Here is a 25,636-nt window from a genome sequence, read left to right as displayed (position 1 = left end):
TGGTAAAGCTAACTATTTTTAGCAATAAAGAGACCAACTAACGTTATAACAACTAAATATGACATGTGAATATTGCTCTTGTCAGGCACGTTCAAACGCCGTTTTCCTTCCAACAGGATGGCTTTCGTTGCTGCTTTTTCCAAATTGTTTATATCGAAAATAAGAAATGAAGGCAATCGCAAAAATTGATGTTACCGTGATGTATACCCACGATGGGATGGGAACGGGATCTCCTTTTGCATACGAATGTAAGCCCGAAAGGTAATAGTTAACCCCAAAATAGGTCATGATCACGCTCGAAAAGCTTAGCAAAGAGAGCAAATTAAACAAAAATTTACTTTTTAATCCAGGAATTAAACGAACATGCAAAACAAAAGCATATAATATTATGGAAATAAAAGCCCAAGTTTCCTTCGGGTCCCAGCTCCAATAGCGGCCCCAACTTTCATTTGCCCATATGCCGCCCAAGAATGTACCTATAGTTAATAAGAACAGTCCGACAGTGAGGGACATTTCGTTTACAATTGTTAGTTCGTTTAGGGATGCACTGACCTTCAAAGCTATTTTTTTGTTTTTTATAATATGCAAAATGAGCGTCACAAGACCAATCAGCGCGCTTAGGCCGAAAAATCCATAACTGGAAGTAATGATAGCGACATGTATCATTAGCCAATAGGATTTTAAAACGGGTACTAACGGTGTAATCTGAGGGTTCATCTGTGAACCCCCGTGTGCAAAGCCCATTAATATCACAGCTATAAGACATCCTGCTGCCGGGATAAAGGCATTACTATTGCGATATAAGATAAGGCCGGAAAGTATCCCAATCCAACTAATAAACATAACCGCCTCGTAGCCATTACTCCAGGGCTCATGACCGGAGATGTACCATCGGATGCCTAGGCCAAGTGCCTGTAAACTGGCCGCAATTGTTACAACAACGAGTAGAAAAGAAATTAATCGACTCACAAATCTGGCCTCCGAGAAAAGCTTAACAAAGGCTAACGCAAGAATTAGACTTCCCAATAAGGCGTAAGTAATCATAAGCTTAAAGAAGATATTCCATGAATTGTATCGGATTTCCCAGTTAATTTTTGCTTCCGATGGAATAATTTCTTTGCCTATTTCTTTTTGCAACGACTTTAATTTTTCTAACTGTTGATCGGCTTGCTGCCAATTTTGTGTGGTTTGTGCATAGATGACTTCTTTAAGATAGGCCGCGAAAGGATTTTTAACATCGGTATTATGATTTGCATGTTCATTACCCCAAGCAACCCAAGTATTGTTCGGATCATTCGGGATAGGTAATACCCGTAGATATTGCCCACTGATCAGGTACTGCATAACCTGTAATTTATCATTCAGTTCAATAAGCTCTTTGTCATAGCTGTTTTGGTCAGCAGGCTTTTTCGCGAATGCTTGTTGGTATTCATCTTCTAGAACGAAGGTCGCTTTATTATCCTTGAGCGTGATTAAGTTAAGTAGCGATGTATACCCCTTAGGGTCCGCTTTTACACGATTTAACAGCTCCGGCCCACCTTTTGCATTTACTTTAATTAACGGGACTTGTGCCCAATCAAAAGGTTGTGTTGATACAGACAAAAGGAATTGATTGGCATCTAATTCGTAAAACTGATCTTTGTGATGAAGTTTCCGCAAGATTTCCAGTGCCAAGGTATTGATGGGTTCTATTCTTCCGTCAAAATTTTGTACTAGAAGGCTTCCGAAATTAGCTGCATGTGATTTGCTTAGTTTTACCGACGCTGCGAATTGAGCAGGGTCTTGTATTTTGCTAGGTACAGGCATTGAAAGATCGGGCCGGTTTTCTGATTGGACAGCCGAATCATGCGTATGTACATGGTTATGCTGATGTTGATGCCTCTGTTCGTCGCTTTTCAATAGCTGATCTCCCCTGGACGGACCATGCATGTCTATTTCCTGTGCATAACTTGCGCCAAATGGCATAAACAAAAGGAGTAAAAGCGACGCCTTTTGCTTCGATAAAGCGCTTAACTGCTCATTTAGCTTAGAGAAGCGAGTTCCCTTCCAAAACAAAGTAACAAACATGGCTAGAAATAGAAATGTGTAACCTATATAGGTGGTGGTAGTGCCCCAAAAATCATGATTAACTGACAAAACGGTGCCTTTTTCGTCCGGGTCAAAACTTGATTGAAAGAAACGGTAACCTTGGTGATCCAACACATGGTTCATATAGATAGTATATGGTGTCTCTGACTGTTTTTCTACAATTGCTAAATCGGAGGAATAGGAGGCAGGACTATTACTTCCGGGGTATTTTTCCATTTTGAATTTGCGAAGTTTAAGTTCAAAGGGTGTGTAATATATTTTTGAGCCGTAGCCTATGGACACGGTTAGACCACCTATTTCGGACTGATGTTGAAAACTGGTAATACCTTTTCCTCCATAAAATGATACGGTATCGGTGGTATTATTGGTTGAGAGTTCCAGTTTAACCAGGTCAGCCTCGTTTTCATGCGTACGCTTATCGCCCTCAAAATGGATAATCTCACCTTTGGATGGTGCTTGAGGTATAACAAAAGTTAAACTTCCTAGTGTGTACAAACTACGAAGATGAAAAGGTTGTTTCTGTTCTGCTTGGAGTTCACCCTTTTCCTGTGACGCCATAATCATATAGCCACCACCTACCGGCGAATTGATAACTAGATTTCCAGCTTCTTCTTGAATGTTTACTGCCCCCGGTGTTTCCTTGTTATAACTGACTAGCATATTCTGGATCAGTTGTACACTACCCGAAGGGATATATTTGTTCTCTCTTTTACCTTCGATCAAGGTCACGAGATGTAGTATGTTCTTGCCTGTTGGCGACGCTACCAGCGAATCTTGGGCTCTCGGTGTGTAATCCAAGACACGCATTTTTAAACGTTGTCCCATAAAATCGTACTCTGCAGCATATTCCTTTTGAAAAGGCTTTAAGTAAAAGGGAACCTGACGAGATGTTAGAATGACCGGTACATCTTTATAGGCTAAGGCTTCTTCACCATTTGTAATTTGTACCTTAAAAAATGAAGCATCGGAAATAATTTCATTATTGGACTCCCCCTCACGGATATGCATAGAACCTTCAAAGCTAATATAACGGGTAATCGCTCCGCCGACGAAGATTAATATGAATGCCAGGTGGAAAACTAATAATGGCCACTTTTTCCGCTGAATTAATTGATAGCGTTTTATGTTTCCGATGAAATTAAGCACGAGTATGACCATAATCAACTCGAACCACCAACTGTTGTAAATGAGGGCTTTTGCCACAGGCGTGCCGTAATCATTTTCGACAAATGTAGCTACCGCCATCGAGAAAGCGTATAACAACAACATAAAACCCATGGTTCGGGTAGAAAAAAGTATCTTTCCGACGAAATTCATTAACAAATATTTATAGGTGAGTAGCAGACACTAAAAAATAATTCCTTATGGGGATTTGCGGCAAATATCTTGCTTTTTAGAGGGAGAAAAGTAAAACCAATATAATTTTTTTGTAAAAAAAGAATAGTGATTGACCTAGAGCCATGGCTCGCTATAAATTTCTCCATAGTTGTTGGTTTCAATCAAATTGATACCGATTCCTCGTAAAAATTGAATCTTACCAAGATTTCGGTCGTCCGGTTTTTCGTTTTTAGGAGCAATATACCAGGCCTTTTTTCTTCTGCCGGGAAATTTTCGGTAGTATTTTGCGCGTTCTATTAAAAGCCATCGGATGAAAATTTCATTTTCTTCCAACCCTAAACCGAAAATACATAACTGCTTATTAAAGAAGACTTGGAGCCATGTATTACCTCCACTCCAAATCTTTTGACTGTTATTGTTAAAGAGACTGCCTGTGCGACTTTTATAGATGTAATTTCTTGCTTTTTCAATGGATCCCATATAATGAGAAAGACCTAGACGAATGCTTCTATGGTAGCTGACAAGTCCATTAATAAACCATATTCCGAAACCTTTCAACGGATCTTTTAACTCGTGATCCGAGAAATAGGTTGACCAAGGATAAAAGTCAGTGAAAGACGTCGTTTTAAAACGGTATTGCTGCATGAAGGGCAGTGAAGAAAATGTAAGATCAAAATTGGTGGTAAGAATAGGTGCTTCATGCTGCCTGGCCCACTGTACGAATGAAACATGATGATCGAACGGCTGCCAACCGCTCAGTAGACGACTTACTTCTTTCTGAATTTGAAATGGGCTGTTAGCGGTTTCTATGCTAGCTAAGTCCAGCAAATCATAAAATTCAGTGGTTGTAATGCCTTTCGGGACGAAGTTAAAGACGTCTGGAGAAAACTTATGCCATAGCTTAAGAAGTAATTCCTCCCAAGATAACGCTTTTGGATTGTTAGGATATCGATTGATGCCGTTGCCAATTACAAAGGCGATATCTTGTTCCTGTCGGATTAACTCCTTGAATTTCATCGTATATACTCAATGATGAGCGGAATATTTAGAGGGCAAGCTACAAAAAATATAACAAAAAGTGGATAGCAAACTAATGTTTAGCAAGTTGTATGCGCGTATTAATACTATAGGTCGCCAATAAAATCAACCCGATCCTGAAAAAACTCGATGAAAATGCCTTCGTTGTAATAATAATAGGATACAATAAATACATCCCCATTGTAATATGAATCCCGATCGTCGGGTGGTCCCCAATATCGCTCAACCATATCTATTCGGTGCCCTACCTGGGGCCAATAGTTTTCAGGATTGTAATTATCTTTTTCGCAACTGAAAAAGGTGAAACTAATAACTATCAATAATAGGATCGCCAGACTAGCTCGTATGATGGAGTGAAATAAAAAAGCTCGGCTATGCATAGAAATCAAAATTTGGTAACGCGCGGACAAATGTATAATTTTATCTTCCATTTTTCGATCGATATTGACTTTGGGTGAAGAACAATAAGCAATTACCAAAATATTTTTATCTGCAAGACGACGTGCAGTGGGTTGCGCAGCAACTCTTGGGAAAGGTTATCTACACTAATATTAATGGCCTTGTAACCGGTGGGATTATCGTAGAGACAGAAGCCTATAATGGTATAACAGATAAGGCCTCCCATGCTTATGGCAGACGTTTTACCGAAAGAACAAAAGTAATGTATGGGGAGGGAGGTGTATCGTATGTATATCTTTGTTATGGGATCCATTATCTCTTTAATGTTGTAACCGGTCCAATCGATGTTCCACAAGCTGTTTTAGTGAGAGGTATTGAGCCAATTGTTGGGCTCGATTATATGTTAAAGAGACGTAATATGGAGGTACTGACTCCACGGCTTTCTGCAGGCCCGGGAACGCTGACGCAAGCTTTAGGCATTGCAGGAAATTTCAACGGAAAAAGCTTATCCGGTGACGATATTTGGATAGAGGACGTGGGGATCTCGTTGGATGAGCAAGATATTGTTGTTTCGACAAGGATTGGTGTAGAATATGCAAAGGAAGATGCTTTATTGCCCTGGCGCTATTATATAAAGGGAAATCGTTTTGTAAGTCGAAAGTGAAAACATAGCAAGCCTGCTATGTTAATTGTTCAAATATTCCCAAGCGCTGTAGTAAGCATGTTCTTTTTCTGAATAGGTAATTAAATCGGCATAGAAAGGTAGCTTTGATAGGGTAAGGCTATCACCTACCATCACTAATTTCTTTTTTGCCCTTGTCATCGCGACATTCATGCGCCTAATATCGCTTAAGAAACCAATTTTTCTTTCTTGGTTACTTCGTGTAAGGCTGATAATAACAATGTCTCTTTCTTGACCTTGAAAGCCGTCGATGGTATTGATCGTAACTTTATCTTTATATATGGAAAGAGGGTCGGCTTCCAACAACGCTTTGAACTTATCGACTTGCGAAGCATAAGGAGAAATAATAGCGATGCGAGGATAATTTTCGGGTGAATAGTGTTGGCTAAGCGATGTACTCAACATTGAAAGGTAATGTAAAACAAAGGAAGCTTCTTCTAAATTGTATATGCTGCCTTCATCGTCTCTTTCATCAAACCCACACCCCACCGTATCGATAAATTGCAAGGGCTGATCATTAGGAAACAACAGCGTATTTGCAACGGAACTGTGTGCAATTAGCGAGCTTTGGTAAAATTTTTGGGAGGAAAAGGACATGATGGATGTATGCATTCGATACTGTTCCTGAAGCATAACACCTGATTGCGGATATAAATGAATGCATTTTTCCAGTAATGTTTCCTTAAGTCCCTGATTAGCAGCAGAAACGGATTTGATCGTTGGAGGCAACTGCTGATGATCGCCTGCTAATATTAATTTCTTTGCTTTTAATATGGGAATCCAACATGCGGGTTCTAGAGCCTGTGCGGCTTCATCGATTATGACTGCCTCAAAGCAAATGTTTTTTATTGAGTAATGGCCGGCTCCCACCAATGTTGCTGTAATTACCTGCGCATTTTTGATGACAGATTCTGTAGCATACTGCTCTAAAGCATCGGCTTCCTTTATAAGCTTTGCTGCTTCGGCAAATAATGTTTGTCGCTGGATTCGCTCTTCTTTGCCGAAGTTACGTTTATACCTTCGTGCCATTTCACGAAATTGATTTGCTCGCTTTCTGATTTTTTTAACTTCTTTTATTGACGAAGTTTGGCTGATCTGCTCATCTAATGTCGCATGTAGTAACTCAGGTGTTACACGAGAGGGGCTTCCGATTCGTGTAACATTGATTTGTGCTTTGAGAAGTTGATCTGTAAGAAGATCTACTGCAGTGTTGCTCGGTGCAACCACCAGTAACTGACAGTTTCTTTCTTTCAGTAAAACCTTGCAAGCTTCGATGATGGTTGTAGTTTTGCCAGTGCCCGGGGGACCATGAATGATGGCTATATCATTCGCAGATCGAATTTTTTCGATGGCTAGCTGCTGATTGGCATTCAACCTATCTAATAAAATAGGGGTAGCAGAAGAAAAGAACACAGGTTGCCTTTCTCCTGTTAACACCTGAATAAGAGGGTTTTTGCTTGCTTTTGAAGCTTCTAGCAGTGCATTTTGCATTTGCTTATAGCTATACTCATCAAATAATAAATCGATGCCAAGTTTACCATCGTGAATCCAGTCGGGAAGCTCATCAAGACGCAGCATAACTTTCATTCTGTTTTCAACAAGATAGGACACTTGTCCCACAATGCGGTGATTAACCGAATCAAGATTAGAGAAAAGAGCAACTGACGCCCCGGATTTAAAATGATGTATTGCTTCTTGATCGTTTGAACGTTCAATTTCAACAGAGATGTAGTCGCCTCTTTCGATAGTTGTTTTTTTTATATGTACCGGGAACCAAGTGTTCCCATTTTTTTTTCGCTGTGTAATGGACAGGGTAGTTAGCGAGGTTTGAAAGGAATTCCTATCTTCTATTTGTTCTAATTTTAATAACGCTAACAAATTGCCAAAATAATCCATGCGGCAAAGATAAGAAGCATTTTAATTAAAATTTTTTTGTTATAAGGATGAGATGGCTGCGTAGTTATGTATGCATAAGTAATAAAATAGGTAGATTAGTGTTGCCTGTGTGTAGGAGTGAAAAAAAAGGATTTGATTTCCAGTTTGTTGTAAAAAAAGCTGTGGTCCGGGGCGCGAAACATTTGGGGGAACGGGGGAAATTCGTACCTTTGCCATCCCGTTCGGAAGGCGGGCACTCCGCAAACGAAGGGATGCGGTTGTTTTTTGAGGTACGGAGGTGAACAGCGGGGAGGAGGAAAAAATATTTTAAAAAAATATTTTGGAGAAAAGAAAAAAGCTGTTACCTTTGCACTCCCAATCGGGAGAGAGGGGGCGACGGAACGGGCGCGATGCCCGGGAAGGTGAAAGAAAAAAACAGGAAGTACCGGAGGGGAGACCCGATGGATACGGCGGAGGCCGAAGCGTGAGCGGAGGCGTTTAAAGTTCTTTAAGAAATCAGATTCATGTAGCGTAACGGACGGCCTGTTTTTTGGCGAGAGTCAAAAGGACAGGCCTGAACGGTCCGTCGGCCGGAAGATACAAAAAAGATCGGAAGGCTGCACTGAAAGAAGTGCGAATGCCGAGATCGGAAACTTAACATTATACAATGGAGAGTTTGATCCTGGCTCAGGATGAACGCTAGCGGCAGGCCTAATACATGCAAGTCGAACGGGATCGGGGGCTTCGGTCCCCGTGAGAGTGGCGCACGGGTGCGTAACGCGTGAGCAACCTGCCCGTCCCAGGGGGATAGCCCGGAGAAATCCGGATTAATACCGCATGAGAATGCAGGTCCGCATGGGCCTTCATTTAAATATTTATAGGGGACGGATGGGCTCGCGTGACATTAGCTGGTTGGCGGGGTAACGGCCCACCAAGGCGACGATGTCTAGGGGCTCTGAGAGGAGAAACCCCCACACTGGTACTGAGACACGGACCAGACTCCTACGGGAGGCAGCAGTAAGGAATATTGGTCAATGGGGGGAACCCTGAACCAGCCATGCCGCGTGCAGGAAGACGGCCCTACGGGTTGTAAACTGCTTTTGCACGGGAATAACCCCCGGTATGTATACCGGGCTGAATGTACCGTGAGAATAAGGATCGGCTAACTCCGTGCCAGCAGCCGCGGTAATACGGAGGATCCGAGCGTTATCCGGAATTATTGGGTTTAAAGGGTGCGTAGGCGGCGCGCTAAGTCAGGGGTGAAAGACGGTGGCTCAACCATCGCAGTGCCTTTGATACTGGCGCGCTTGAATGTACCTGAGGTAGGCGGAATGTGGCAAGTAGCGGTGAAATGCATAGATATGCCACAGAACACCGATTGCGAAGGCAGCTTACCAAAGTACGATTGACGCTGAGGCACGAAAGCGTGGGGATCGAACAGGATTAGATACCCTGGTAGTCCACGCCCTAAACGATGAACACTCGATGTCGGCGATAGACTGTCGGCGTCCAAGCGAAAGCGTTAAGTGTTCCACCTGGGGAGTACGCCCGCAAGGGTGAAACTCAAAGGAATTGACGGGGGCCCGCACAAGCGGAGGAGCATGTGGTTTAATTCGATGATACGCGAGGAACCTTACCCGGGCTTGAAAGTTACTGAATTGTCCAGAGATGGACAAGTCCTTCGGGACAGGAAACTAGGTGCTGCATGGCTGTCGTCAGCTCGTGCCGTGAGGTGTTGGGTTAAGTCCCGCAACGAGCGCAACCCCTATGTTTAGTTGCCAGCACGTAAAGGTGGGGACTCTAAACAGACTGCCTGTGCAAACAGAGAGGAAGGCGGGGACGACGTCAAGTCATCATGGCCCTTACGTCCGGGGCTACACACGTGCTACAATGGGGGGTACAGAGGGCAGCGACACCGCGAGGTGAAGCCAATCTCAGAAAGCCCCTCACAGTTCGGATCGGGGTCTGCAACTCGACCCCGTGAAGTTGGATTCGCTAGTAATCGCGTATCAGCAATGACGCGGTGAATACGTTCCCGGGCCTTGTACACACCGCCCGTCAAGCCATGAAAGCCGGGGGTACCTAAAGCATGTAACCGCAAGGAGCGTGTCAGGGTAAAACCGGTAATTGGGGCTAAGTCGTAACAAGGTAGCCGTACCGGAAGGTGCGGCTGGAATACCTCCTTTCTAGAGGGCCCTCGGGCCGTTCGGTTACGCCATGAAGATTTCTTGAAAAAAGAGAAAGAGAAAAAAGAGGAAAGTGCCACAGTGCCCCTTCGGGGTCACCGGTGCGGAAGCGAAGCAGTCCCGTAGCTCAGTTGGTCAGAGCACTACACTGATAATGTAGGGGTCAGCAGTTCAAATCTGCTCGGGACTACCTGAAAGAGGGAGGCCGTCCGGGAAACCGGAGGCGGGCGGTCCTGTCCACGTAACGGGGGGAATTAGCTCAGCTGGCTAGAGCACCTGCCTTGCACGCAGGGGGTCAACGGTTCGAATCCGTTATTCTCCACGCTTTTCAAATTAAAAAGTAAAAATTCAAAATTCAAAAACCCGGTACGCCGGTCGTTTTTACTTTTTGATTTTGACTTTTTAATCTGAAAAAAAGGTTCTTTGACATATCGGAAGAAAAAACACAAGAGAAGACAACAGCAGAGACGTTTCTTTCCTACGGGGAAGGGACATGACACAAAAGCATCCCCGTACGGCAAAAGGGTACGGGGAGAAGAAAGTAAGAAAGGGCACACGGGGGATGCCTAGGCTCTCGGAGGCGATGAAGGACGTGATAAGCTGCGATAAGCGCCGGGGATCTGCAAATGAGATGAGATCCGGCGATTTCCGAATGGGGAAACCCGGCATGTTGAAGACATGCCGTTTAACAACGCGAACGCGCCGAACTGAAACATCTAAGTAGGCGCAGGAAAAGAAAATAAGAATGATTTCCTGAGTAGTGGCGAGCGAAAGGGAAAGAGCCCAAACCGGATATGTTACGGCATATGCGGGGTTGTAGGACCGCAATGTGGTACAGTCGGAAGAAGTGGAAGGGTCTGGGAAGGCCCGCCGTAGAGCATGAGAGCTGCGTACACGCAATGAAGACCGGCCTAGTGAGTTCCTGAGTACCGCGGGGTCGGAGACGCCCTGTGGGAATCCGGCGGCACCATCCGCCAAGGCTAAATACTACCGAGAGACCGATAGTGGACCAGTACCGTGAGGGAAAGGTGAAAAGAACCCCGAACAGGGGAGTGAAAGAGAACCTGAAACCGTGTGCTTACAAACTGTCGGAGCCCTTAATGGGGTGACGGCGTGCCTTTTGCATAATGAGCCTACGAGTTACACTTCACTGGCGAGGTTAAGCGGTTAAGCCGCGCAGCCGAAGCGAAAGCGAGTCTGAACAGGGCGTACAGTCAGTGGAGGTAGACGCGAAACCTTGTGATCTACCCATGGGCAGGTTGAAGGTGCGGTAACACGTACTGGAGGACCGAACCGATAAACGTTGAAAAGTTTCCGGATGACCTGTGGGTAGGGGTGAAAGGCCAATCAAACTGGGAAATAGCTCGTACTCCCCGAAATGTTTTTAGGAACAGCGTGGACATTGAGTCTTCCGGAGGTAGAGCTACCGATTGGGTGCGGGGGAGTCACATCCTACCAAATCCAGACGAACTCCGAATACCGGGAGATATGGTCCGCAGTGAGGCGCAGGGTGCTAAGGTCCTGCGCCGAGAGGGAAAGAACCCAGACCACCGGCTAAGGTCCCCGAGTGTACGCTAAGTTGAACTAACGAGGTCCGGTTGCCCAGACAGCTAGGATGTTGGCTTGGAAGCAGCCATTCATTTAAAGAGTGCGTAACAGCTCACTAGTCGAGCGGCCGGGCGTGGATAATAAACGGGCATGAAGTGTACCACCGAAGCCGTGGGATAGAAATATCGGTAGGGGAGCATTCCGGCACGGGAGAAGCGGTTACGTGAGTATCCGTGGACGTTCCGGAAAAGCAAATGTAGGCATAAGTAACGATAAGGCGGGCGAGAAACCCGCCCACCGAAAGACCAAGGTTTCCTGATCAACGCTAATCGGATCAGGGTAAGTCGGGACCTAACGCGGACCCGAAAGGGGCAGCGGATGGCCAACGGGTAAAGATTCCCGTACTCTTGTATGCTGCGAAGCGGGGACGGAGGAGTGACACCGCCGCGCACTGACGGAATAGTGCGTTGAAGGCCGTAGGTAAACGTGACCCAGGCAAATCCGGGTCGTGTGCCGAAGGCCGAAAGTACGGCAAACCTCCGGGGGCGCCGATAGCGCGGGTAACCATACTCCCGAGAAAAGCCGCTAAGCTCCAGGCATATAAGACCCGTACCGCAAACCGACACAGGTGGTCGGGGAGAGAATCCCAAGGTGCTCGAGTGAATCATGGCTAAGGAACTCGGCAAAATGGCCCTGTAACTTCGGGAGAAGGGGCGCTTCCTCCGGCGACGGAGAAGCCGCAGTGAAAAGGCCCAGGCGACTGTTTAACAAAAACATATGGCTTTGCCAAATCGAAAGATGACGTATAAGGCCTGACACCTGCCCGGTGCCGGAAGGTTAAGAGGGGATGTCAACCTTCGGGTGAAGCATTGAATCGAAGCCCCGGTAAACGGCGGCCGTAACTATAACGGTCCTAAGGTAGCGAAATTCCTTGTCGGGTAAGTTCCGACCTGCACGAATGGTGTAACGATCTGGGCGCTGTCTCGGCCATGAGCTCGGTGAAATTGTGGTACCGGTGAAGACGCCGGTTACCCGCAACGGGACGGAAAGACCCCATGAACCTTCACTATAGCTTAACATTGGGACTGGGTGCAGGATGTGTAGGATAGGCGGGAGATTGTGAAGCGGGTTCGCCAGGATCCGCGGAATCGTCCTTGAAATACCGCCCTTTCTGTATCCGGTTCCTAACCCCCCTTGGGGGGGGACATTGTTTGGTGGGTAGTTTGACTGGGGTGGTCGCCTCCAAAAAGGTAACGGAGGCTTTCAAAGGTAAGCTCAGTACGCTTGGTAACCGTACGCGGAGTGCAATGGCAAAAGCTTGCTTGACTGTGAGACATACAAGTCGGACAGGGTCGAAAGACGGACATAGTGATCCGGTGGTTCTGCATGGAAGGGCCATCGCTCAAAGGATAAAAGGTACTCTGGGGATAACAGGCTGATCTCCCCCAAGAGCTCATATCGACGGGGAGGTTTGGCACCTCGATGTCGGCTCGTCACATCCTGGGGCTGGAGAAGGTCCCAAGGGTTCGGCTGTTCGCCGATTAAAGTGGCACGCGAGCTGGGTTCAGAACGTCGCGAGACAGTTCGGTCCCTATCTGTTGTGGGCGCAGGAAGTCTGAGTGGGGCTGACCTTAGTACGAGAGGACCGGGTTGGACCGGCCGCTGGTGAATCTGTTATGCCGCCAGGTGTACGGCAGAGTAGCTATGCCGGGAATAGATAAGCGCTGAAAGCATCTAAGTGCGAAACTAGCCACGAGATGAGACTTCCTTACAGGGCCGTGGGAGACTACCACGTCGATAGGCGGCAGGTGTAAAGGTAGAGATACCACAGCCGAGCCGTACTAATAGCCCGAAGCTTTCTCAAGCGCAGCAGGCTGTTGTCTTCCTGTTTTTTTTCTTCCGTTATCAGTCAAATAAAAAATTGAAAGGTAAAAGGTAAAAAGGCCGGTGTGCCGGATTTTTGAATTTTGAATTTTGAATTTTTACTTTGAAAGGTATTCAGGTGCCTATATCGGCGGTGTCCACCTCTTCCCATCCCGAACAGAGAAGTTAAGCCCGCCAGAGCCGATGGTACTGCAGTAACATGTGGGAGAGTAGGTCGGTGCCGATCTTTACAGAAGGCCGCCGTGCATTGCACGGCGGCCTTTCCTGTTTTGGTACCCATCGGTTTGTAATCATGTCGGAGCAGCTTATCGTAAGCCGTCAAAGTTACCGTCCGCCGCGGAGAAACTTCCCATGCCGCAGGACTTGAATCTATTAACCTGAAAATCCTTTCCCAGTTGATTATAAAGGAAAAAAGGATCGGCACGGAATTGATGCCAATGCTGTAATAATTGCTTTTCTATGAAATCAATTTTCTCTTGATAGCTTTTCGTTAATTGTTGATAATAGGTGGATCCGGATTTGCTTACTGTGTTTTTTAAGCGGTATATATATTCGAGTAAATTATAGCAGGTAGTATATTGACCACATGCAATTAGAGCGGCAAGGGTTTCTTCTTCTTGTGATTTTGCATCAAACCATAAAGTTGTTGGCATTTCAAAAGCTGCCTGAGCGACGATCTGTTGAGCTCGTGATGGAGTTAAAAAAGGGAGATTTTTTCTGTTTCGATTAAAATCGTTCGAAAAAGATAAGTCATACACATGATTGGTTTTGATTTTGAACCGATACTTACCGCTTTCATAAGTTTTGTTGTATAGAAGATAACGTATCCGTTTAAGAAAAACATCATTGTTCAATATCAATACAGAAGCGAAACGTTCTTTGATCATTCTATAAATAACTACAATAGGGGTAGAGCCAAAATGTTCGAAAAGATTGGTAACAATATCAGGCGAGAAGTTCTTGTTTAGATTTAAGCCCCCTAGGCGGTTCGTATCGCCTTCAATGAATTTCCGTAGTATAGCCAAAATCAATAGAAAACATAATGATAATACACATATAGTTGTTCCTATCACGACATTCAACTGTATACCACCTAATTGGAAACCTAGCGTTTTACTAATCATTATTAGTCCGAAAAGGAAAAATAGACACAGTATAACAATTAAGTTATTTATGGAAATAGCTCCGATTCCTTTATAGTTTTTATTCTCTTTGGGTAATTTATACGGTTCCATGTAATGGCTGCCCACATCATTAATTAACATTAGATCAAAAGGTGAAAAGGCCGTTTTCTTTTTGATTCTTCTCTTTTGTGCATCCAGCATACTTTCCAAGGCTTGGTTATCGGTTATTCCTCCATCCATCATTCCGATTTTGAAATCATCGGCTAATTTTTCCTTGGAAAAAGCCTGTCTTAATTCCATAATAGAAGGTGTTTTTGTGAAATCGGCAAGTATGTCGTCCACTTTAGCTTGACCAAATAACTTTACCAATTCACTCCGGCTTATTTCTTGTAACGCTATAGATAAGCCATCAAGTAAATTACGTTTATTTAAGCTTGTGAGTTCGCCTGTAGCAGCGATGGGCAAATCTACATAGGTAAAGTCGTCAGGAAAGATGACAGGTTCGAAGCCAGCGGGAAAACAAGATGATGCGGCGAGCAAGTCTGCTATCTTTAACTTGCCTGCCGTTGTTTGTCCCAACTTTATATTAAAATTCCCAAATCTAAATTGGATATCCTCATGTGATTTAACATCCATTTTCATTTTAACCTGTTGCCTAAAAACCAAACCTCGATAAAACTCAGTTGCATTAAAACAAACCTCTTCTAAATGTTTATTATGATCGTTAGGATGTAAATCTGACAATAGTGCACGTTTGAATAATAGATCGTCGTACGTAAGTGCAAAAGCATTGATAATATTTCTTCGCTTATACGGGTTATCTGTCCACTCCTTATCGTTATTTAATTTTTCAAAAACAACATTCATTAAAGCCATTCCGGACAAATGCTCGGTTAAATTTTTATAAAATTCTTTAAACGATCGACCTTGTGCTACGTGTAATGCATAGAAGGCATTGGTTATCGAGCCCCCAGATGCAGAAGAAATAAAGGTTACATTGTCAAGTAGTACTTGATCGTTAAGCGTATGAATAACATTCAGGTAACTCAAAACTCCTAAACTAAAAGACGCAGCCCGAAAACCACCTCCCGAAAAGGCTAAGGCTATATGATCAAAAGGAGTTTCGCTAATCATCGGCACCTCATCTTTCTTGCTAGTTGTGTTTAACGCATTTGGCATGTTTTTTATTTCAGGTTTCGAATAATACATATATAGGGGTTAATTTCTCTCGCAATGATCTTCCATTGCTTATCGAGTCGAATTAACTTCTTCCTGATAGAATCACTCTCGTTCCCTCCAACCGTTAACACGTAATTGCCTTTGGCATCGGTTCCCCTTTCAACGACAATAGCAGAGTGCGATTCATAAGCCTTGTTCTTTTTTGCAAATTCAAAATCATAACGCTTGTTACCACGATTATGATGAATGATATCACCAAGACCAGGTTCAATAGCTTGATAAGGGTAAGCACGGAAAACTCCGGTATCTTGAATCGCATTTTGGATGGCGGCGTGAACAAATCTCGCATGCGCCGGGTTAAACAAAAATTCTTCTCCTGTTGCGCCAGCCTTCTTAATACACCAAGAAATAAATATAGCCGACCAAGCCGTTGTCACACCAGGAAAGGAAAAGCCTAGGTCTGTCCAATACTTACGTATCTGCTTCGATAATTCTACATCACTCTCGCTCTCGAGATGATAGCTGTTATATTGCTCTTCGGCAATTGTAACTAACTTTTTAACGTACGCCGTAGCCATTTTTTTATTTAGAATAACAATGTTTTAGTAAAAAAGTCAACAAAAACTGACTGACTAAGAACATTCTTTGACATCCAGATTTATCGCATAACAAGATTACTAAATTTATTAGTAATTCGAAAACAAATGTTAATTAAAAAATTTTTATTCAATATTCATGTAACATAGTGATTATAATGTGTTTTTCTATTTTTTTACTAAAAATATTAGTATATTTACCTCGAAGAATATAATAGTTGCTATGAATAACAAGGTAAGTATCAATAACTATAGTGTAGAGTCAGCTGGCATTACGAAAAGTTATAGGGAGGCGATATGTGAGTTGATTTGGAATGGATTCGACGCAAACGCATCCCTAATCAATATTGTTTTTAAACCAAACAACATCGACTATATAAACGAGATACAGATTATCGATAATGGCACAGGGATCCCTTTTGCCACATTGCATCAGACTTTTGGTTCATTTCTGGACTCTGTAAAAAGAGAATCGTTCAGCCGATCCTCCTATATACGTGGCAAAAAAGGAAAGGGGCGATTCTCCTTTATGGCTTTAGCCATGCAAGCTGTATGGTCCACTACTTTTTTTGATGAGCAATCTAAAAAGATACTTGATTATGATATAATAATAAATGCGGCTAATAAGGATATTTATAAAGATAGTAACAGAAGAATCTCAAAAAGGAACAAAACGGGTACCATCGTGACCCTGTCTAATTTATTTGGGGTTTCCGGTTATTCCTTCAGCTGTTCTGCATTTTTGAGCTATTTGAAAAACGAGTTTGGGTGGTTTTTACTTCTTAATCGAAGTAAAGATTTCAAATTATGCCTGAATGGCAGCCCTGTCGAATATGACGATATAATCGCCGACAATGAAGTGTTTCATCGGATAATTACCGACACACAGAATATTGAGTACACATTTAGAATTACGTATGTCCGGTGGTATGAAAAGATCGGCGATAAATTTTATTACTATTTCTTAAACACCGCACAAAAGGAACTTTTTAAACAGCTAACATCATTTAACAATAATGCCATTGGCTTTTATCATAGCGTTTATGTCGAATCGTCATTCTTTGATGACTTTATACCCAGTGACGGAGTGAATGCAGAACGCTTATTTGGAGCAAATTTAAATAGCAGAGTATTCAAAGTACTTATAAAAGAACTGCAACAAATTGTTGCCGATAAGCAAAAAAGTTTTGTTAGATCAAAAGGGGCTGATAAACTAATTGAGCACTTCGATCGTAAAGGTGTTCTTCCAAATTACAGAAACAATAAGTATGAGCAAGAAAAAAGAAAAGATTTAATGGCAGTTATTAAGGAAATATACTGTATACAACCCAAAATTTTTAAAGGCTTAAATGAAACCCAAGAACGAACGAGCGTTGCTTTTATCAATTTGTTGCTTGAGTCCGACGAGCGGGAACATATTCTGTCTATTTTAGATGATATCGTCAATCTTACTCGAGAAGAAAGAGAAAACTTGGCTATATTGCTAGGAAAAACCTCTCTAAACCGTATTACAAGAACGATTAATTTGATTGAAAATAGGTTTGTTACTATCGAGTTATTAAAGAGGATGGTTTTTGATTTAAAGCAGTTCACTACAGAGCGAGATCATATTCAGCATGCGATTGCTGAAAATTATTGGTTGTTTGGTGAGCAGTTTCATTTAGTGACGGCGAACGAGAGTTTTGAAAAACTACTTTCCAAATACCTTTATATTCTTGATGGTGAAGGATCAGGAAAAATGAATGCGATGACAATGAAGGACCGGGAGAAGAACAGGCGGCCTGATGTATTTATTTGCAGACAGCGAAGCATTCCCGATCCTTTTTATCAGGAGGAAGAATTGGAGGAAAATATCATGGTTGAGCTCAAAAGACCTGTAGTTGTGATAGGTAAGCAACAGCTAAGGCAAATTGAAGACTATATGGATTTTGTTAGCCGACAGGATGCGTTCAATTCGCAAATGAGGCAATGGAAGTTCTTTGTGGTAAGTAATCGGGTTGACGCATATATATTGAAACAGTATGAAGAATTTAAGAATAGGGGCAAGCGATTTTTAGTTAAGTCTTGGGGTAATCTGGAGATCTTTGCCATGACCTGGGATGACATATTTCGCGTTTTTTATACAAGGCATAAATACTTGTTGGATAAATTGGACTTTGATAAAGAGGCTTTAAAGGACGAGCTACAATCAAAAGGAGTTGTATTAACTGCCGCAACAGAACGAAATCCTTTTGTAGCGTGTAAAAACAATGCCTGATTCCAGCTTATGCGTGCACTTCATTAAAGTTTTCGTTTTTTCGATATTTGATCCTAAAGTAGTAGGCAGAAAACATGGTAAGCAATAAGCCTAGAGCAGAAAGGGCTAGCACGCTGTTGGAGAAGAACGACACCCAACTTAACTTGATTTTTAAAATTTCTTTGGCGAAGAGTATGCCCACACTGCCGACATAACCGAAGGTATCTGCTAAGTATATAAGAAAACCGACATTTCCGGTATGCTTAAAAGTAGCAATCATTCGTTCAAAAAAAATTGCATTAAATGGAATATAGACCATATAGAGACCTAGGCCCGTCAAAAGCATCCAAATAAAGGGGGAAACTTGTTGGAATAAAAAGCAAATGGTTGAAATACCGGCTAGCAAAAAGCCAAATGCCACAAACCCATGCACAAGGATAAATGCCCGATAATTGTTTTTTATAAAAACCATACTGCCGATAGAAGCCAAAACAATTAATGTAATAGGTACTTCGGTCTGTGAAAAAATGATCGGTTGATTATAAAAACCCATTTCCTTCCACATTTCAGCGCCGAAGTTGTCCCGAATATCACGGAAAATCGTCGCGAAGGTATATATCAGCAAACATGTTGCCAGGCCGGGTAAAAACTTTGCCAAAAATAGATGCCGTTGCTGTCTATCCATAGGTCTTCTTTCAGTTCTTTGTAGTATGTCATCCTGATCTGGCAAAGGTATCTTTTCCATTAAGTGTACCAGAAAAACAAGAGGCAGGGCAAAAAGAAGTCCGGTAAAAAAGGGAACCCAAAACTCAGATAAACCAAGCGCTAACATAATCCATCCGCCGGCAGAGCGGGCGAATCCTGAAGCAAAGATAAAACTGACTGCCAAAGCAGCGCCAATGAAATCGGTTCCTTGTCTTCCCTCAACATACGAGAACACAATTCCCCATAAAAGTCCCAAAGGGAAACCGTTTACAAAGAGAAAAATGGCATTATACGGGACGGGTGTAAGCGCGAAACCAAGCCAACTTAACCAAGCAATACCTGTTAGTGAAAGAATAAGTTTGCTTCTTATCGCTCGTTTTAATTCAGCAATATATTGCACACCATAAAATTTAGCCAGCATATACCCTAATACTTGACTAATCACGAGCACAGTTTTATAGTTATAACCGCCAACGGTTATTCCTTCAAATGTCGCAACCGTGAATGCCTTTCTATAGCCGAAAATTAGCGTATAGGCCGAAAACACAACAAAAGCCGTGAAAATGTTTATAATCAATTTACTTCCTTTTAAATGTTTTGGCCGTAAGAAAGACATTATTCCTCCTAATATAAAGCAATATAAGGATTGCCCGATTATTTTCGATATATGGTGTTATGTTTGTTAATGGAGTCAGTCGACGGACTTAAATAATAATAATTTTTCAATACTTGGGTAGTTTTATCTAGTTGCATTGGCTATCTTGCGAAGTTTTCCAAATTTCGCCAATCCTTAATAATTGAAGGTTAACATTATGATTACCTTAAATGTTTTGCAAACGCTTGTACATTATAGCTTACATTTTCTCTTTCCTGGATTACTTGCGAGGTTGTTTTTCAAGAAAGAGTGGAAAAAGGCTTGGGCAATTATGGTAGCTACAATGCTCGTTGATCTAGATCATTTACTTTCAAAGCCGATATTTGATGCGAATAGATGCAGTATCGGGTATCATCCGTTGCATACTAATTATGCTATTGCGTTTTACATGATGCTACTTTTTTTTCCGAGAACTAGAATTGTGGCGGTTGGTTTACTTTTTCATATGCTAACAGATTATCAGGATTGTATGTGGACAGAGTTCCTTTCGCGTTAATCTTTAATGTCTACCAATAACTCCTTAGGGTGTGCTGCTTTACGTGCGTGTAAACCAAGTATTTGTGGTATCTTTGTTGTTGTAAAGTGGGATAAAAAAGTCGGCGATATGGGTAAATTTAAACTGCATAACATTAATGTAGAGGCAACCAAGAAAAAGCTGAAAGGAAAGGTATACGCCCTATCCAAAGAAGGTTTAGAGCAATTATTTAACAAAATTGACCAGTTAAGCGTAAAGAAAGGTGTTGATCAACTCGGGCTTGAAAAGTTTATAAATCAATGCGCCATTTTCGCCGCAGGCTCAGGCGTTATTAGCGGAATAGGCGGTGTGGGTGTTATGGTTATTGGGGTACCCTTGGATACGATTAATGTTTTGGCTCAACAATTTCGCGTTACATTAGCAATAGCTTATCAGAAAACAGGAAATTATGAATTTCGATTCGATGATTTTTTTAAGTTACTTGCCAGATCGATAAAAGGAGAAGCAAGTATAGTGGTTACTAAAACAGCAATGGAAGAAGTTGCTCAAAAATTGATGATCAACATGGGGACAAGAGCTTCCAAAAGACTGGTGCCTGTTGTGGGAGGGATTATCGGGGGCACCGCAAACTACCTCTATATAAAACGAGTAGCTGAGCATTTAAGAAAATAGGAGTCGTGCGTTTTAATCGTTGAAACTGTGCAATTATTGTGAATTAAAAAATAAAAAAGTTTTTATTCATTTGTAATGAATTTTTTTCAACTTCAATTTTATTATTAGAAATGAAAGCTCTACCCCTGTGGTAGGGCTTTTTTGATTCAATTTGATTAGATCTTTTATGTTTGCTTTAATATAAGAACCGGACGATTCGAATTGTGAGCTATTGCATGCGTAATACTGCGATGCGTTATTTTCTTGAAAAAATTGTACTTTCCCGGTAGAGAGACTATTAAGTCGACATCTTTTTTTTCTGCAAACTCTAATATCCCATCCAATATATCATCATTGTCCGTATAATCGACCGAGAAGTTTAAATCCGGTAGTAATACAGAAAGTTTATTACGGTCTTCCATTAAATCGCGTTGCTGTTTTTTTATGCTGAATACATGCAATATCAACTCATCTTTATAAGTTGAAAATAGCGGATGCAGGAAGGCTTCAAGACGGTTCAGTTCTTCGAAATCCATAGGTAATAATACTTTACGGATTTTTCTATAGGTTGCGTTGGAAGGAAGGACAAGTACAGGGATTTTACTAATTGTTACCAACTCGATAAGATTATCGTTGATATATCCTTCTTTGCTTTCCTGGCTATTACCTAATATGAGTAAATCGGGTGATTCTTGCCTGATAAGTTGCACAAGGGCTCTAGTGAGTGGTAACTCGCTTATCGCATGATCTATAGTGACTTCTTTTAATACACTATTGGCTAGCTCTTTGGTCACTTTATCTAGGTACTCAACAGATTCCTTTCGGCCAGCTTCCAGCGTATCGCCGTCTAGACAGAGATATTCTGCGGTAGATATAATGGGTTGAAAAACTGACGTATAAGTGCTTTTTAGCAAGATTAGACGAATAAAAAAGAGGTTTTGATGAGCAGCAGATACATACCGCAGCGCATTTTGTGTCCCCGAAGCGTAATCTAATGGAATAAGAATCGTATTCATACCCGTTTTAACATTTACATAACCATAAAGGTAATTCTTTTGTTTGTCAATGATTATCGAAACAAAGTAAAACAATATGGATAAAGGTTTTAACGAACAGGTAGTCTAAAGAAGTTGATCGTGGAAATTGCCTAATAGAAAGCCTTATTGGTTGCGACGAGTTATGATAAAAGGGTGAAAAGATGTTAAGAACAATAAAATCGGTCTATGCTATTTCGATATAATTTCTATCTTTGCCGCTGGAAAGTTGGCAGAGTGGTCGAATGCGGCGGTCTTGAAAACCGTTGTCTGTAACAGGACCGGGGGTTCGAATCCCTCACTTTCCGCTAAACAGCAAAACCAGGTCATAGCCTGGTTTTGCTGTTTTTAGACTTTACGATTTGATCCGATAAAAGGTACAATAACAAAAGATAACATGAACGATTTTGCCTTCAATGCCTGATACTATTTGAGATATTGAGTACAATAAGGTTTTTTTACTCTATTGACCTTGGGTGTTCTTATGATGTTTTTTGGGAGCTCTATCGCGAATTTTAAGTGCTTTTAATAATTCTCTTCTTTTAGCTACGCATAAAAAAATGCTACCCTTTTTGTGTAGAAAGGAAATGACCAATGTGTCGCCATTTTTTGCCATTGCTTGTAATTTGGGGTCTATGATTAAATCACCGCAATGACAATCTTTAGAATTATAGATCATAAGAACAAATAGCAGAGAACAGGCTATTAGCCCATATAGACTTATTTTGCCCAAATTCTTACTTGATGTAGCCGTTTTGTGGTTCATAATGGAAAACTGGTTGCACAGTAAAATTACAGTTAAGATTCTTTTGTCTCAACAAAGGGTTAGTTTTTCTCTTTTTCTAGGTGTGATCGTATGTGAATATATGTGCAAATAAGAGAAGTGATGTGTTCTTTGTTGACTGGCCAACGCTCAAACGCGATACAGAATTTAAGATTTTTTTTTTCAGCTGACATACTGTTGTCACATGGTCAAAATACTTTTGCTTAAGTAACTAAAAGCAATATATTATGGATACAGTAACATCAGCACAGGTAATTAATAAGGATGCTTTATTAAGGCATTGGCTCGGGCATCGTAATCTAACTCGACGCGTCATTGAAGCTTTTCCCGAGAAAGAACTTTTCGGTTTTTCTATAGGCGGAATGCGTCCATTTTCCCAATTGGCTATCGAATTATTGTCTATAGGCGGCCCGGCAATGGAATCCATTGTAAAGGGCGAGCCACTTCCCTATAACGAAGAGGCACTCAGATTAATCACAAAGGAGCAAATACTGGCAAAATGGGACGAACAAACCGACGTTATTACCAGGTACTTTAATCAACTGCCTTTAGAACGGTTTTCGGAAACTTTCAATTTGTTTGGCCAATATGAATTTCCCATTATTGATAACATCTTTTATTTTATTGATAATGAGATTCACCATCGAGGTCAAGGTTATGTATACTTAAGAGCTTTAGATATAGAACCTCCGATGTTTTGGGAACGTGACTAAGTATTAAGCCCTTCAGCAATCATCTTTGATTTGAAGGGCTTTGCCTTCCTCGTTGATCTTTGCCAGATGTTTAGTCAGCAGAAGCCGAGCTTTCTCTTTTAATGTTGAAGGTTCCAGTATGGTGGCTTTATCCGCGAACATTAGGAACCAGCGTACAAAAGCTTCTTCAACATCGCGCACTTCAAAATTCATGATTACTTTGTCAGCATGTCGTTCTTCCGAAATAAAACCATAAAAATTGCGGTCCCATTGGAGATATCTGGCCATATCTTTCTCAACAGCAAGTTGGACCTTCGTGACCGGTTGTTGCTCCTTCGGTGCCAGGTAAAAGTCCAATGGTTGGTGCTTTCGTTCAAAAGGTAACTCGGTGTTTTTGATTTCTTCTATTCGATCCGTCCTAAATTGCCTATAATCTTTTCTTAAGTGGCAAAAGCCGATTACGTGCCATGAATGATGCTGATGAAAAACACCAACCGGTTCTATGAATCTGCGCATCGCTTCGGGCGCATCAAGTGCCCGATAAAGAAGCTCAACTTGCGTTTTCCGAGCTATACTTTCAAAAAGAGTGGCTAATGCATGTGGCGCTTTTTCACTGAATTTAATTTGCAAAGGTTGCATAACCACTTGCGATTCGATACTTGATACCCATTCCTTATCAACAGTCTTTAATGCGGTTTTTATTTTGTACATCGCCGAAGAGAAATAGTCACGGATGCTTTTATCGCTGAATTTCTGCATCAGTTTTTCAGCCGCTACTAAGCTGGTCGCTTCTTCCTTATTCAACGATAAAGGAGGGAGACGATAACTTTCAATTAAAGAGTAACCAACACCGGCTTCACTATAAATCGGAACACCGGAAATTTCCAGTGCTTTTATATCCCGATAAATGGTCCGTAAGCTTACCTGAAACCGGTCAGCTAATTCCTGTGCTTTGACCACTCGTTTAGACTGCAGCTGAATAAAAATGGCTACGAGCCTATCAAATCGTTTGAAGTTTTCACTATCCATCTTTTGATATTAAATAAAATGGTGGATTTTACTTGCATAGATAAGTAATTTAATCAAAAAGAGGAGTATAAAAGTAAAAAAGTTGAACTGGGATAAAAAATGCTGTGAAACAGAATAAATATTGGCAGGTAGGTCAAAGCGTAGGGATGTTTTGGCCCATATCGCCTTCAAAATGAGAAAAGGCATTGTGATAATAGAGTTTTTGATAAATAATATTTGTTTATTAAAGAAAATTGCTACCTTTACCACATTATGAGACAAGAGAGTGTCAAATATTTTACCATTGTTATAGCGTAAACTTTCAAGGACGCTATTGTTAGCGCTACCGTTTCGTGTAGCCTATATTGCATACTTTTATTCTTTTTTGCTTATACACGTACGAGAAAGGTATTAAACCTCACCTTAATCCTTATCGACGGCTTTATCGAATAATCTTGTAAGCGGAGTTGATTTTCGGGGTGTCTAATAAAGTCTATAATTGCTGTTGAGCGTAAACCAGAATAATTGTTCTCAATACATCTTGCATGTATTGAGAATATGTAGAAAGCCTGTGAGGTGCTGATATCTTCGGTAGCTGCACTAGGCAAATTAAATGATTGATAAATTTTTTTGCAATCTTGAAATGGAACAGGAATTAATTCAAACAATTGTTGATTTTTTTAAAAATAATGAGAGGCAAGGACCCGGATGCGAGGAAGCTACGCTAAAAGCATTAGGTTTGGTAAGCGAGAGCCATTATTTTGAACATATACTGGATATTGGCTGTGGAACAGGAGCACAGACGATGACACTCGCACGAAAAACAAATGCACAAATTTTTGCCGTTGATTTATTGGCTGAATTTTTAGATGTGTTGACGGAACGTGCCACGCGATGGGGCTTGCAAGATCGAATAACTGTACACAAAACATCTATGGACGATCTCCCATTTCCAAGGAATTTTTTTGATATGATTTGGAGTGAGGGCGCAATTTATCATATTGGATTCGAAAGAGGATTGAAACAGTGGGGCACGTTGTTAAAAAGAAGGGGGTACTTAGTGGCGTCCGAAATTTCATGGACAAGTAACGAAAGGCCTCAGTATCTTACCGATTATTGGATGGCAAGCTATCCCGAAATCGATTTGATTTCGAATAAAATGAAATTAATCGAAGATTGCGGCTATATTCCCGTTGGATGTTTTACACTACCCAATGCCGGATGGGACAACTATTACCATCCAATTATCAAACAGGTTGCTTTATCGATAGCTCAACCAATAAATGATTCGACAAAAAAATCGTTCATGGAAACGATCATCGATGAACTTATCATTTACCAAAGATACCGGGAGTTTTATAACTACGTGTTTTACGTGATGCAAAAAAAATGAAATAAAATCGTTTCTAACCTTTTACGGAATCAAGTGCAATTCCGAGAGGATGCCGGCAGCAAGACT

The 25,636-nt window shown here is 41.7% G+C and carries 16 protein-coding genes, 3 tRNA genes and 3 rRNA genes; 13 read left to right on the top strand and 9 right to left on the bottom strand.

Going from position 1 to position 25,636, the window contains the following annotated elements; all coding sequences use genetic code 11:
• Positions 1 to 81: 81 nt before the first annotated feature.
• The 3 genes from ccsB to M1D52_RS17355 all read right to left on the bottom strand — a co-directional run bounded on the left by ccsB (position 82) and on the right by M1D52_RS17355 (position 4,895).
• The gene (gene ccsB / locus M1D52_RS17365) at positions 82 to 3,405 is read right to left on the bottom strand and encodes a c-type cytochrome biogenesis protein CcsB (protein ID WP_437393442.1); all 3,324 of its coding nucleotides are present in this window, start codon (positions 3,403 to 3,405) and stop codon (positions 82 to 84) included.
• 135 nt (positions 3,406 to 3,540) lie between these two features.
• On the bottom strand, positions 3,541 to 4,443 hold the full coding sequence (locus tag M1D52_RS17360) for a hypothetical protein (protein ID WP_377610415.1): 903 nt from the start codon (positions 4,441 to 4,443) through the stop codon (positions 3,541 to 3,543).
• 107 nt (positions 4,444 to 4,550) lie between these two features.
• A complete protein-coding gene (locus M1D52_RS17355) occupies positions 4,551 to 4,895 on the bottom strand; it encodes a hypothetical protein (RefSeq protein WP_377610417.1) in 345 nt (114 codons plus the stop codon).
• A gap of 23 nt (positions 4,896 to 4,918) precedes the next feature.
• Here M1D52_RS17355 and M1D52_RS17350 point away from each other — a divergent pair, with 23 nt between their 5' ends.
• Positions 4,919 to 5,527 carry a DNA-3-methyladenine glycosylase gene (locus M1D52_RS17350; RefSeq protein ID WP_130857229.1) on the top strand — a complete coding sequence of 203 codons (609 nt, stop codon included), beginning with the start codon at positions 4,919 to 4,921 and terminating at the stop codon, positions 5,525 to 5,527.
• 21 nt (positions 5,528 to 5,548) lie between these two features.
• On the opposite strand, the gene M1D52_RS17345 is transcribed toward M1D52_RS17350, so the two are convergent.
• Positions 5,549 to 7,441 carry an AAA domain-containing protein gene (locus M1D52_RS17345; RefSeq protein WP_377610420.1) on the bottom strand — a complete coding sequence of 631 codons (1,893 nt, stop codon included), beginning with the start codon at positions 7,439 to 7,441 and terminating at the stop codon, positions 5,549 to 5,551.
• Between the two features lie 319 nt (positions 7,442 to 7,760).
• Here M1D52_RS17345 and M1D52_RS17340 point away from each other — a divergent pair, with 319 nt between their 5' ends.
• The 6 genes from M1D52_RS17340 to rrf all read left to right on the top strand — a co-directional run bounded on the left by M1D52_RS17340 (position 7,761) and on the right by rrf (position 13,264).
• Positions 7,761 to 7,922, top strand: coding sequence for a hypothetical protein (locus tag M1D52_RS17340; protein ID WP_157622172.1), 162 nt, complete (start codon positions 7,761 to 7,763; stop codon positions 7,920 to 7,922).
• 162 nt (positions 7,923 to 8,084) lie between these two features.
• Positions 8,085 to 9,606 (top strand): 16S ribosomal RNA (locus M1D52_RS17335).
• Between the two features lie 116 nt (positions 9,607 to 9,722).
• Positions 9,723 to 9,796, top strand: a tRNA-Ile gene (locus M1D52_RS17330).
• A gap of 58 nt (positions 9,797 to 9,854) precedes the next feature.
• Positions 9,855 to 9,928, top strand: a tRNA-Ala gene (locus M1D52_RS17325).
• A 213-nt stretch (positions 9,929 to 10,141) separates the two neighbouring features.
• A 23S ribosomal RNA gene (locus tag M1D52_RS17320) occupies positions 10,142 to 13,018 on the top strand.
• A 134-nt stretch (positions 13,019 to 13,152) separates the two neighbouring features.
• A 5S ribosomal RNA gene (gene rrf, locus M1D52_RS17315) occupies positions 13,153 to 13,264 on the top strand.
• The 16S, 23S and 5S rRNA genes sit together here with 2 tRNA genes alongside, the layout of an rRNA operon.
• A gap of 79 nt (positions 13,265 to 13,343) precedes the next feature.
• Here the strand turns inward: rrf and M1D52_RS17310 are convergent.
• On the bottom strand, positions 13,344 to 15,371 hold the full coding sequence (locus tag M1D52_RS17310) for a patatin-like phospholipase family protein (protein WP_437393119.1): 2,028 nt from the start codon (positions 15,369 to 15,371) through the stop codon (positions 13,344 to 13,346).
• Positions 15,347 to 15,919 (bottom strand): DUF2272 domain-containing protein, encoded by a 573-nt coding sequence (locus M1D52_RS17305; RefSeq protein WP_013665995.1) that lies wholly within the window; start codon positions 15,917 to 15,919, stop codon positions 15,347 to 15,349. Before M1D52_RS17305 ends, M1D52_RS17310 begins: the two co-directional genes overlap by 25 nt.
• Before the next feature lie 241 nt (positions 15,920 to 16,160).
• Between M1D52_RS17305 and M1D52_RS17300 the strand changes: the two genes are divergently transcribed.
• On the top strand, positions 16,161 to 18,194 hold the full coding sequence (locus tag M1D52_RS17300) for an ATP-binding protein (RefSeq protein ID WP_437393118.1): 2,034 nt from the start codon (positions 16,161 to 16,163) through the stop codon (positions 18,192 to 18,194).
• 7 nt (positions 18,195 to 18,201) lie between these two features.
• Here the strand turns inward: M1D52_RS17300 and M1D52_RS17295 are convergent, their stop codons facing one another.
• The gene (locus tag M1D52_RS17295) at positions 18,202 to 19,455 is read right to left on the bottom strand and encodes a DUF5690 family protein (protein ID WP_437393117.1); all 1,254 of its coding nucleotides are present in this window, start codon (positions 19,453 to 19,455) and stop codon (positions 18,202 to 18,204) included.
• A 235-nt stretch (positions 19,456 to 19,690) separates the two neighbouring features.
• Here M1D52_RS17295 and M1D52_RS17290 point away from each other — a divergent pair, with 235 nt between their 5' ends.
• Together M1D52_RS17290 and M1D52_RS17285 are read left to right on the top strand one after the other, a co-directional pair.
• Positions 19,691 to 20,029: a DUF6122 family protein gene (locus M1D52_RS17290; protein WP_377609881.1), complete on the top strand. Its 339-nt coding sequence runs from the start codon at positions 19,691 to 19,693 to the stop codon at positions 20,027 to 20,029.
• A 108-nt stretch (positions 20,030 to 20,137) separates the two neighbouring features.
• Positions 20,138 to 20,680, top strand: a complete 543-nt coding sequence (locus M1D52_RS17285) for a hypothetical protein (RefSeq protein WP_041388252.1) — start codon at positions 20,138 to 20,140, stop codon at positions 20,678 to 20,680.
• A gap of 164 nt (positions 20,681 to 20,844) precedes the next feature.
• Here the strand turns inward: M1D52_RS17285 and M1D52_RS17280 are convergent, their stop codons facing one another.
• Complete coding sequence (locus tag M1D52_RS17280; protein WP_437393116.1) at positions 20,845 to 21,675, bottom strand: hypothetical protein; 831 nt, start codon at positions 21,673 to 21,675, stop codon at positions 20,845 to 20,847.
• Between the two features lie 241 nt (positions 21,676 to 21,916).
• On the opposite strand from M1D52_RS17280, the gene M1D52_RS17275 reads away from it, so the two are divergent.
• Positions 21,917 to 22,001 (top strand) — tRNA-Ser (locus M1D52_RS17275).
• Between the two features lie 703 nt (positions 22,002 to 22,704).
• Entirely contained in the window at positions 22,705 to 23,190 is a 486-nt protein-coding gene (locus tag M1D52_RS17270) for a DinB family protein (protein WP_437393115.1), read from the top strand.
• Between the two features lie 12 nt (positions 23,191 to 23,202).
• Here M1D52_RS17270 and M1D52_RS17265 read toward each other — a convergent pair whose 3' ends face one another.
• Positions 23,203 to 24,198 (bottom strand): helix-turn-helix transcriptional regulator, encoded by a 996-nt coding sequence (locus M1D52_RS17265; protein WP_377609769.1) that lies wholly within the window; start codon positions 24,196 to 24,198, stop codon positions 23,203 to 23,205.
• Between the two features lie 622 nt (positions 24,199 to 24,820).
• Between M1D52_RS17265 and M1D52_RS17260 the strand changes: the two genes are divergently transcribed.
• Positions 24,821 to 25,570: an SAM-dependent methyltransferase gene (locus tag M1D52_RS17260; protein WP_437393114.1), complete on the top strand. Its 750-nt coding sequence runs from the start codon at positions 24,821 to 24,823 to the stop codon at positions 25,568 to 25,570.
• Positions 25,571 to 25,636 lie beyond the last annotated feature (66 nt).

The organism is Olivibacter sp. SA151, assembly GCF_054130995.1.
The sequence above is the reverse complement of the archived record's forward strand: the minus strand, read 5'-3'. Positions and strand labels throughout refer to the sequence as shown.

Excerpts from the sequence above, each read along its gene's own strand:
- M1D52_RS17270 (WP_437393115.1), top strand. The coding sequence starts at position 22,705 with ATGGATACAGTAACATCAGCACAGGTAATTAATAAGGATGCTTTATTA.
- M1D52_RS17285 (WP_041388252.1), top strand. The coding sequence starts at position 20,138 with ATGGGTAAATTTAAACTGCATAACATTAATGTAGAGGCAACCAAGAAA.
- M1D52_RS17355 (WP_377610417.1), bottom strand. The coding sequence starts at position 4,895 with ATGGAAGATAAAATTATACATTTGTCCGCGCGTTACCAAATTTTGATT.
- ccsB (WP_437393442.1), bottom strand. The coding sequence starts at position 3,405 with ATGAATTTCGTCGGAAAGATACTTTTTTCTACCCGAACCATGGGTTTT.
- M1D52_RS17305 (WP_013665995.1), bottom strand. The coding sequence starts at position 15,919 with ATGGCTACGGCGTACGTTAAAAAGTTAGTTACAATTGCCGAAGAGCAA.
- M1D52_RS17345 (WP_377610420.1), bottom strand. The coding sequence starts at position 7,441 with ATGGATTATTTTGGCAATTTGTTAGCGTTATTAAAATTAGAACAAATA.
- M1D52_RS17260 (WP_437393114.1), top strand. The coding sequence starts at position 24,821 with ATGGAACAGGAATTAATTCAAACAATTGTTGATTTTTTTAAAAATAAT.
- M1D52_RS17265 (WP_377609769.1), bottom strand. The coding sequence starts at position 24,198 with ATGGATAGTGAAAACTTCAAACGATTTGATAGGCTCGTAGCCATTTTT.
- M1D52_RS17360 (WP_377610415.1), bottom strand. The coding sequence starts at position 4,443 with ATGAAATTCAAGGAGTTAATCCGACAGGAACAAGATATCGCCTTTGTA.
- M1D52_RS17290 (WP_377609881.1), top strand. The coding sequence starts at position 19,691 with ATGATTACCTTAAATGTTTTGCAAACGCTTGTACATTATAGCTTACAT.
- M1D52_RS17310 (WP_437393119.1), bottom strand. The coding sequence starts at position 15,371 with ATGTATTATTCGAAACCTGAAATAAAAAACATGCCAAATGCGTTAAAC.
- M1D52_RS17300 (WP_437393118.1), top strand. The coding sequence starts at position 16,161 with ATGAATAACAAGGTAAGTATCAATAACTATAGTGTAGAGTCAGCTGGC.
- M1D52_RS17280 (WP_437393116.1), bottom strand. The coding sequence starts at position 21,675 with ATGAATACGATTCTTATTCCATTAGATTACGCTTCGGGGACACAAAAT.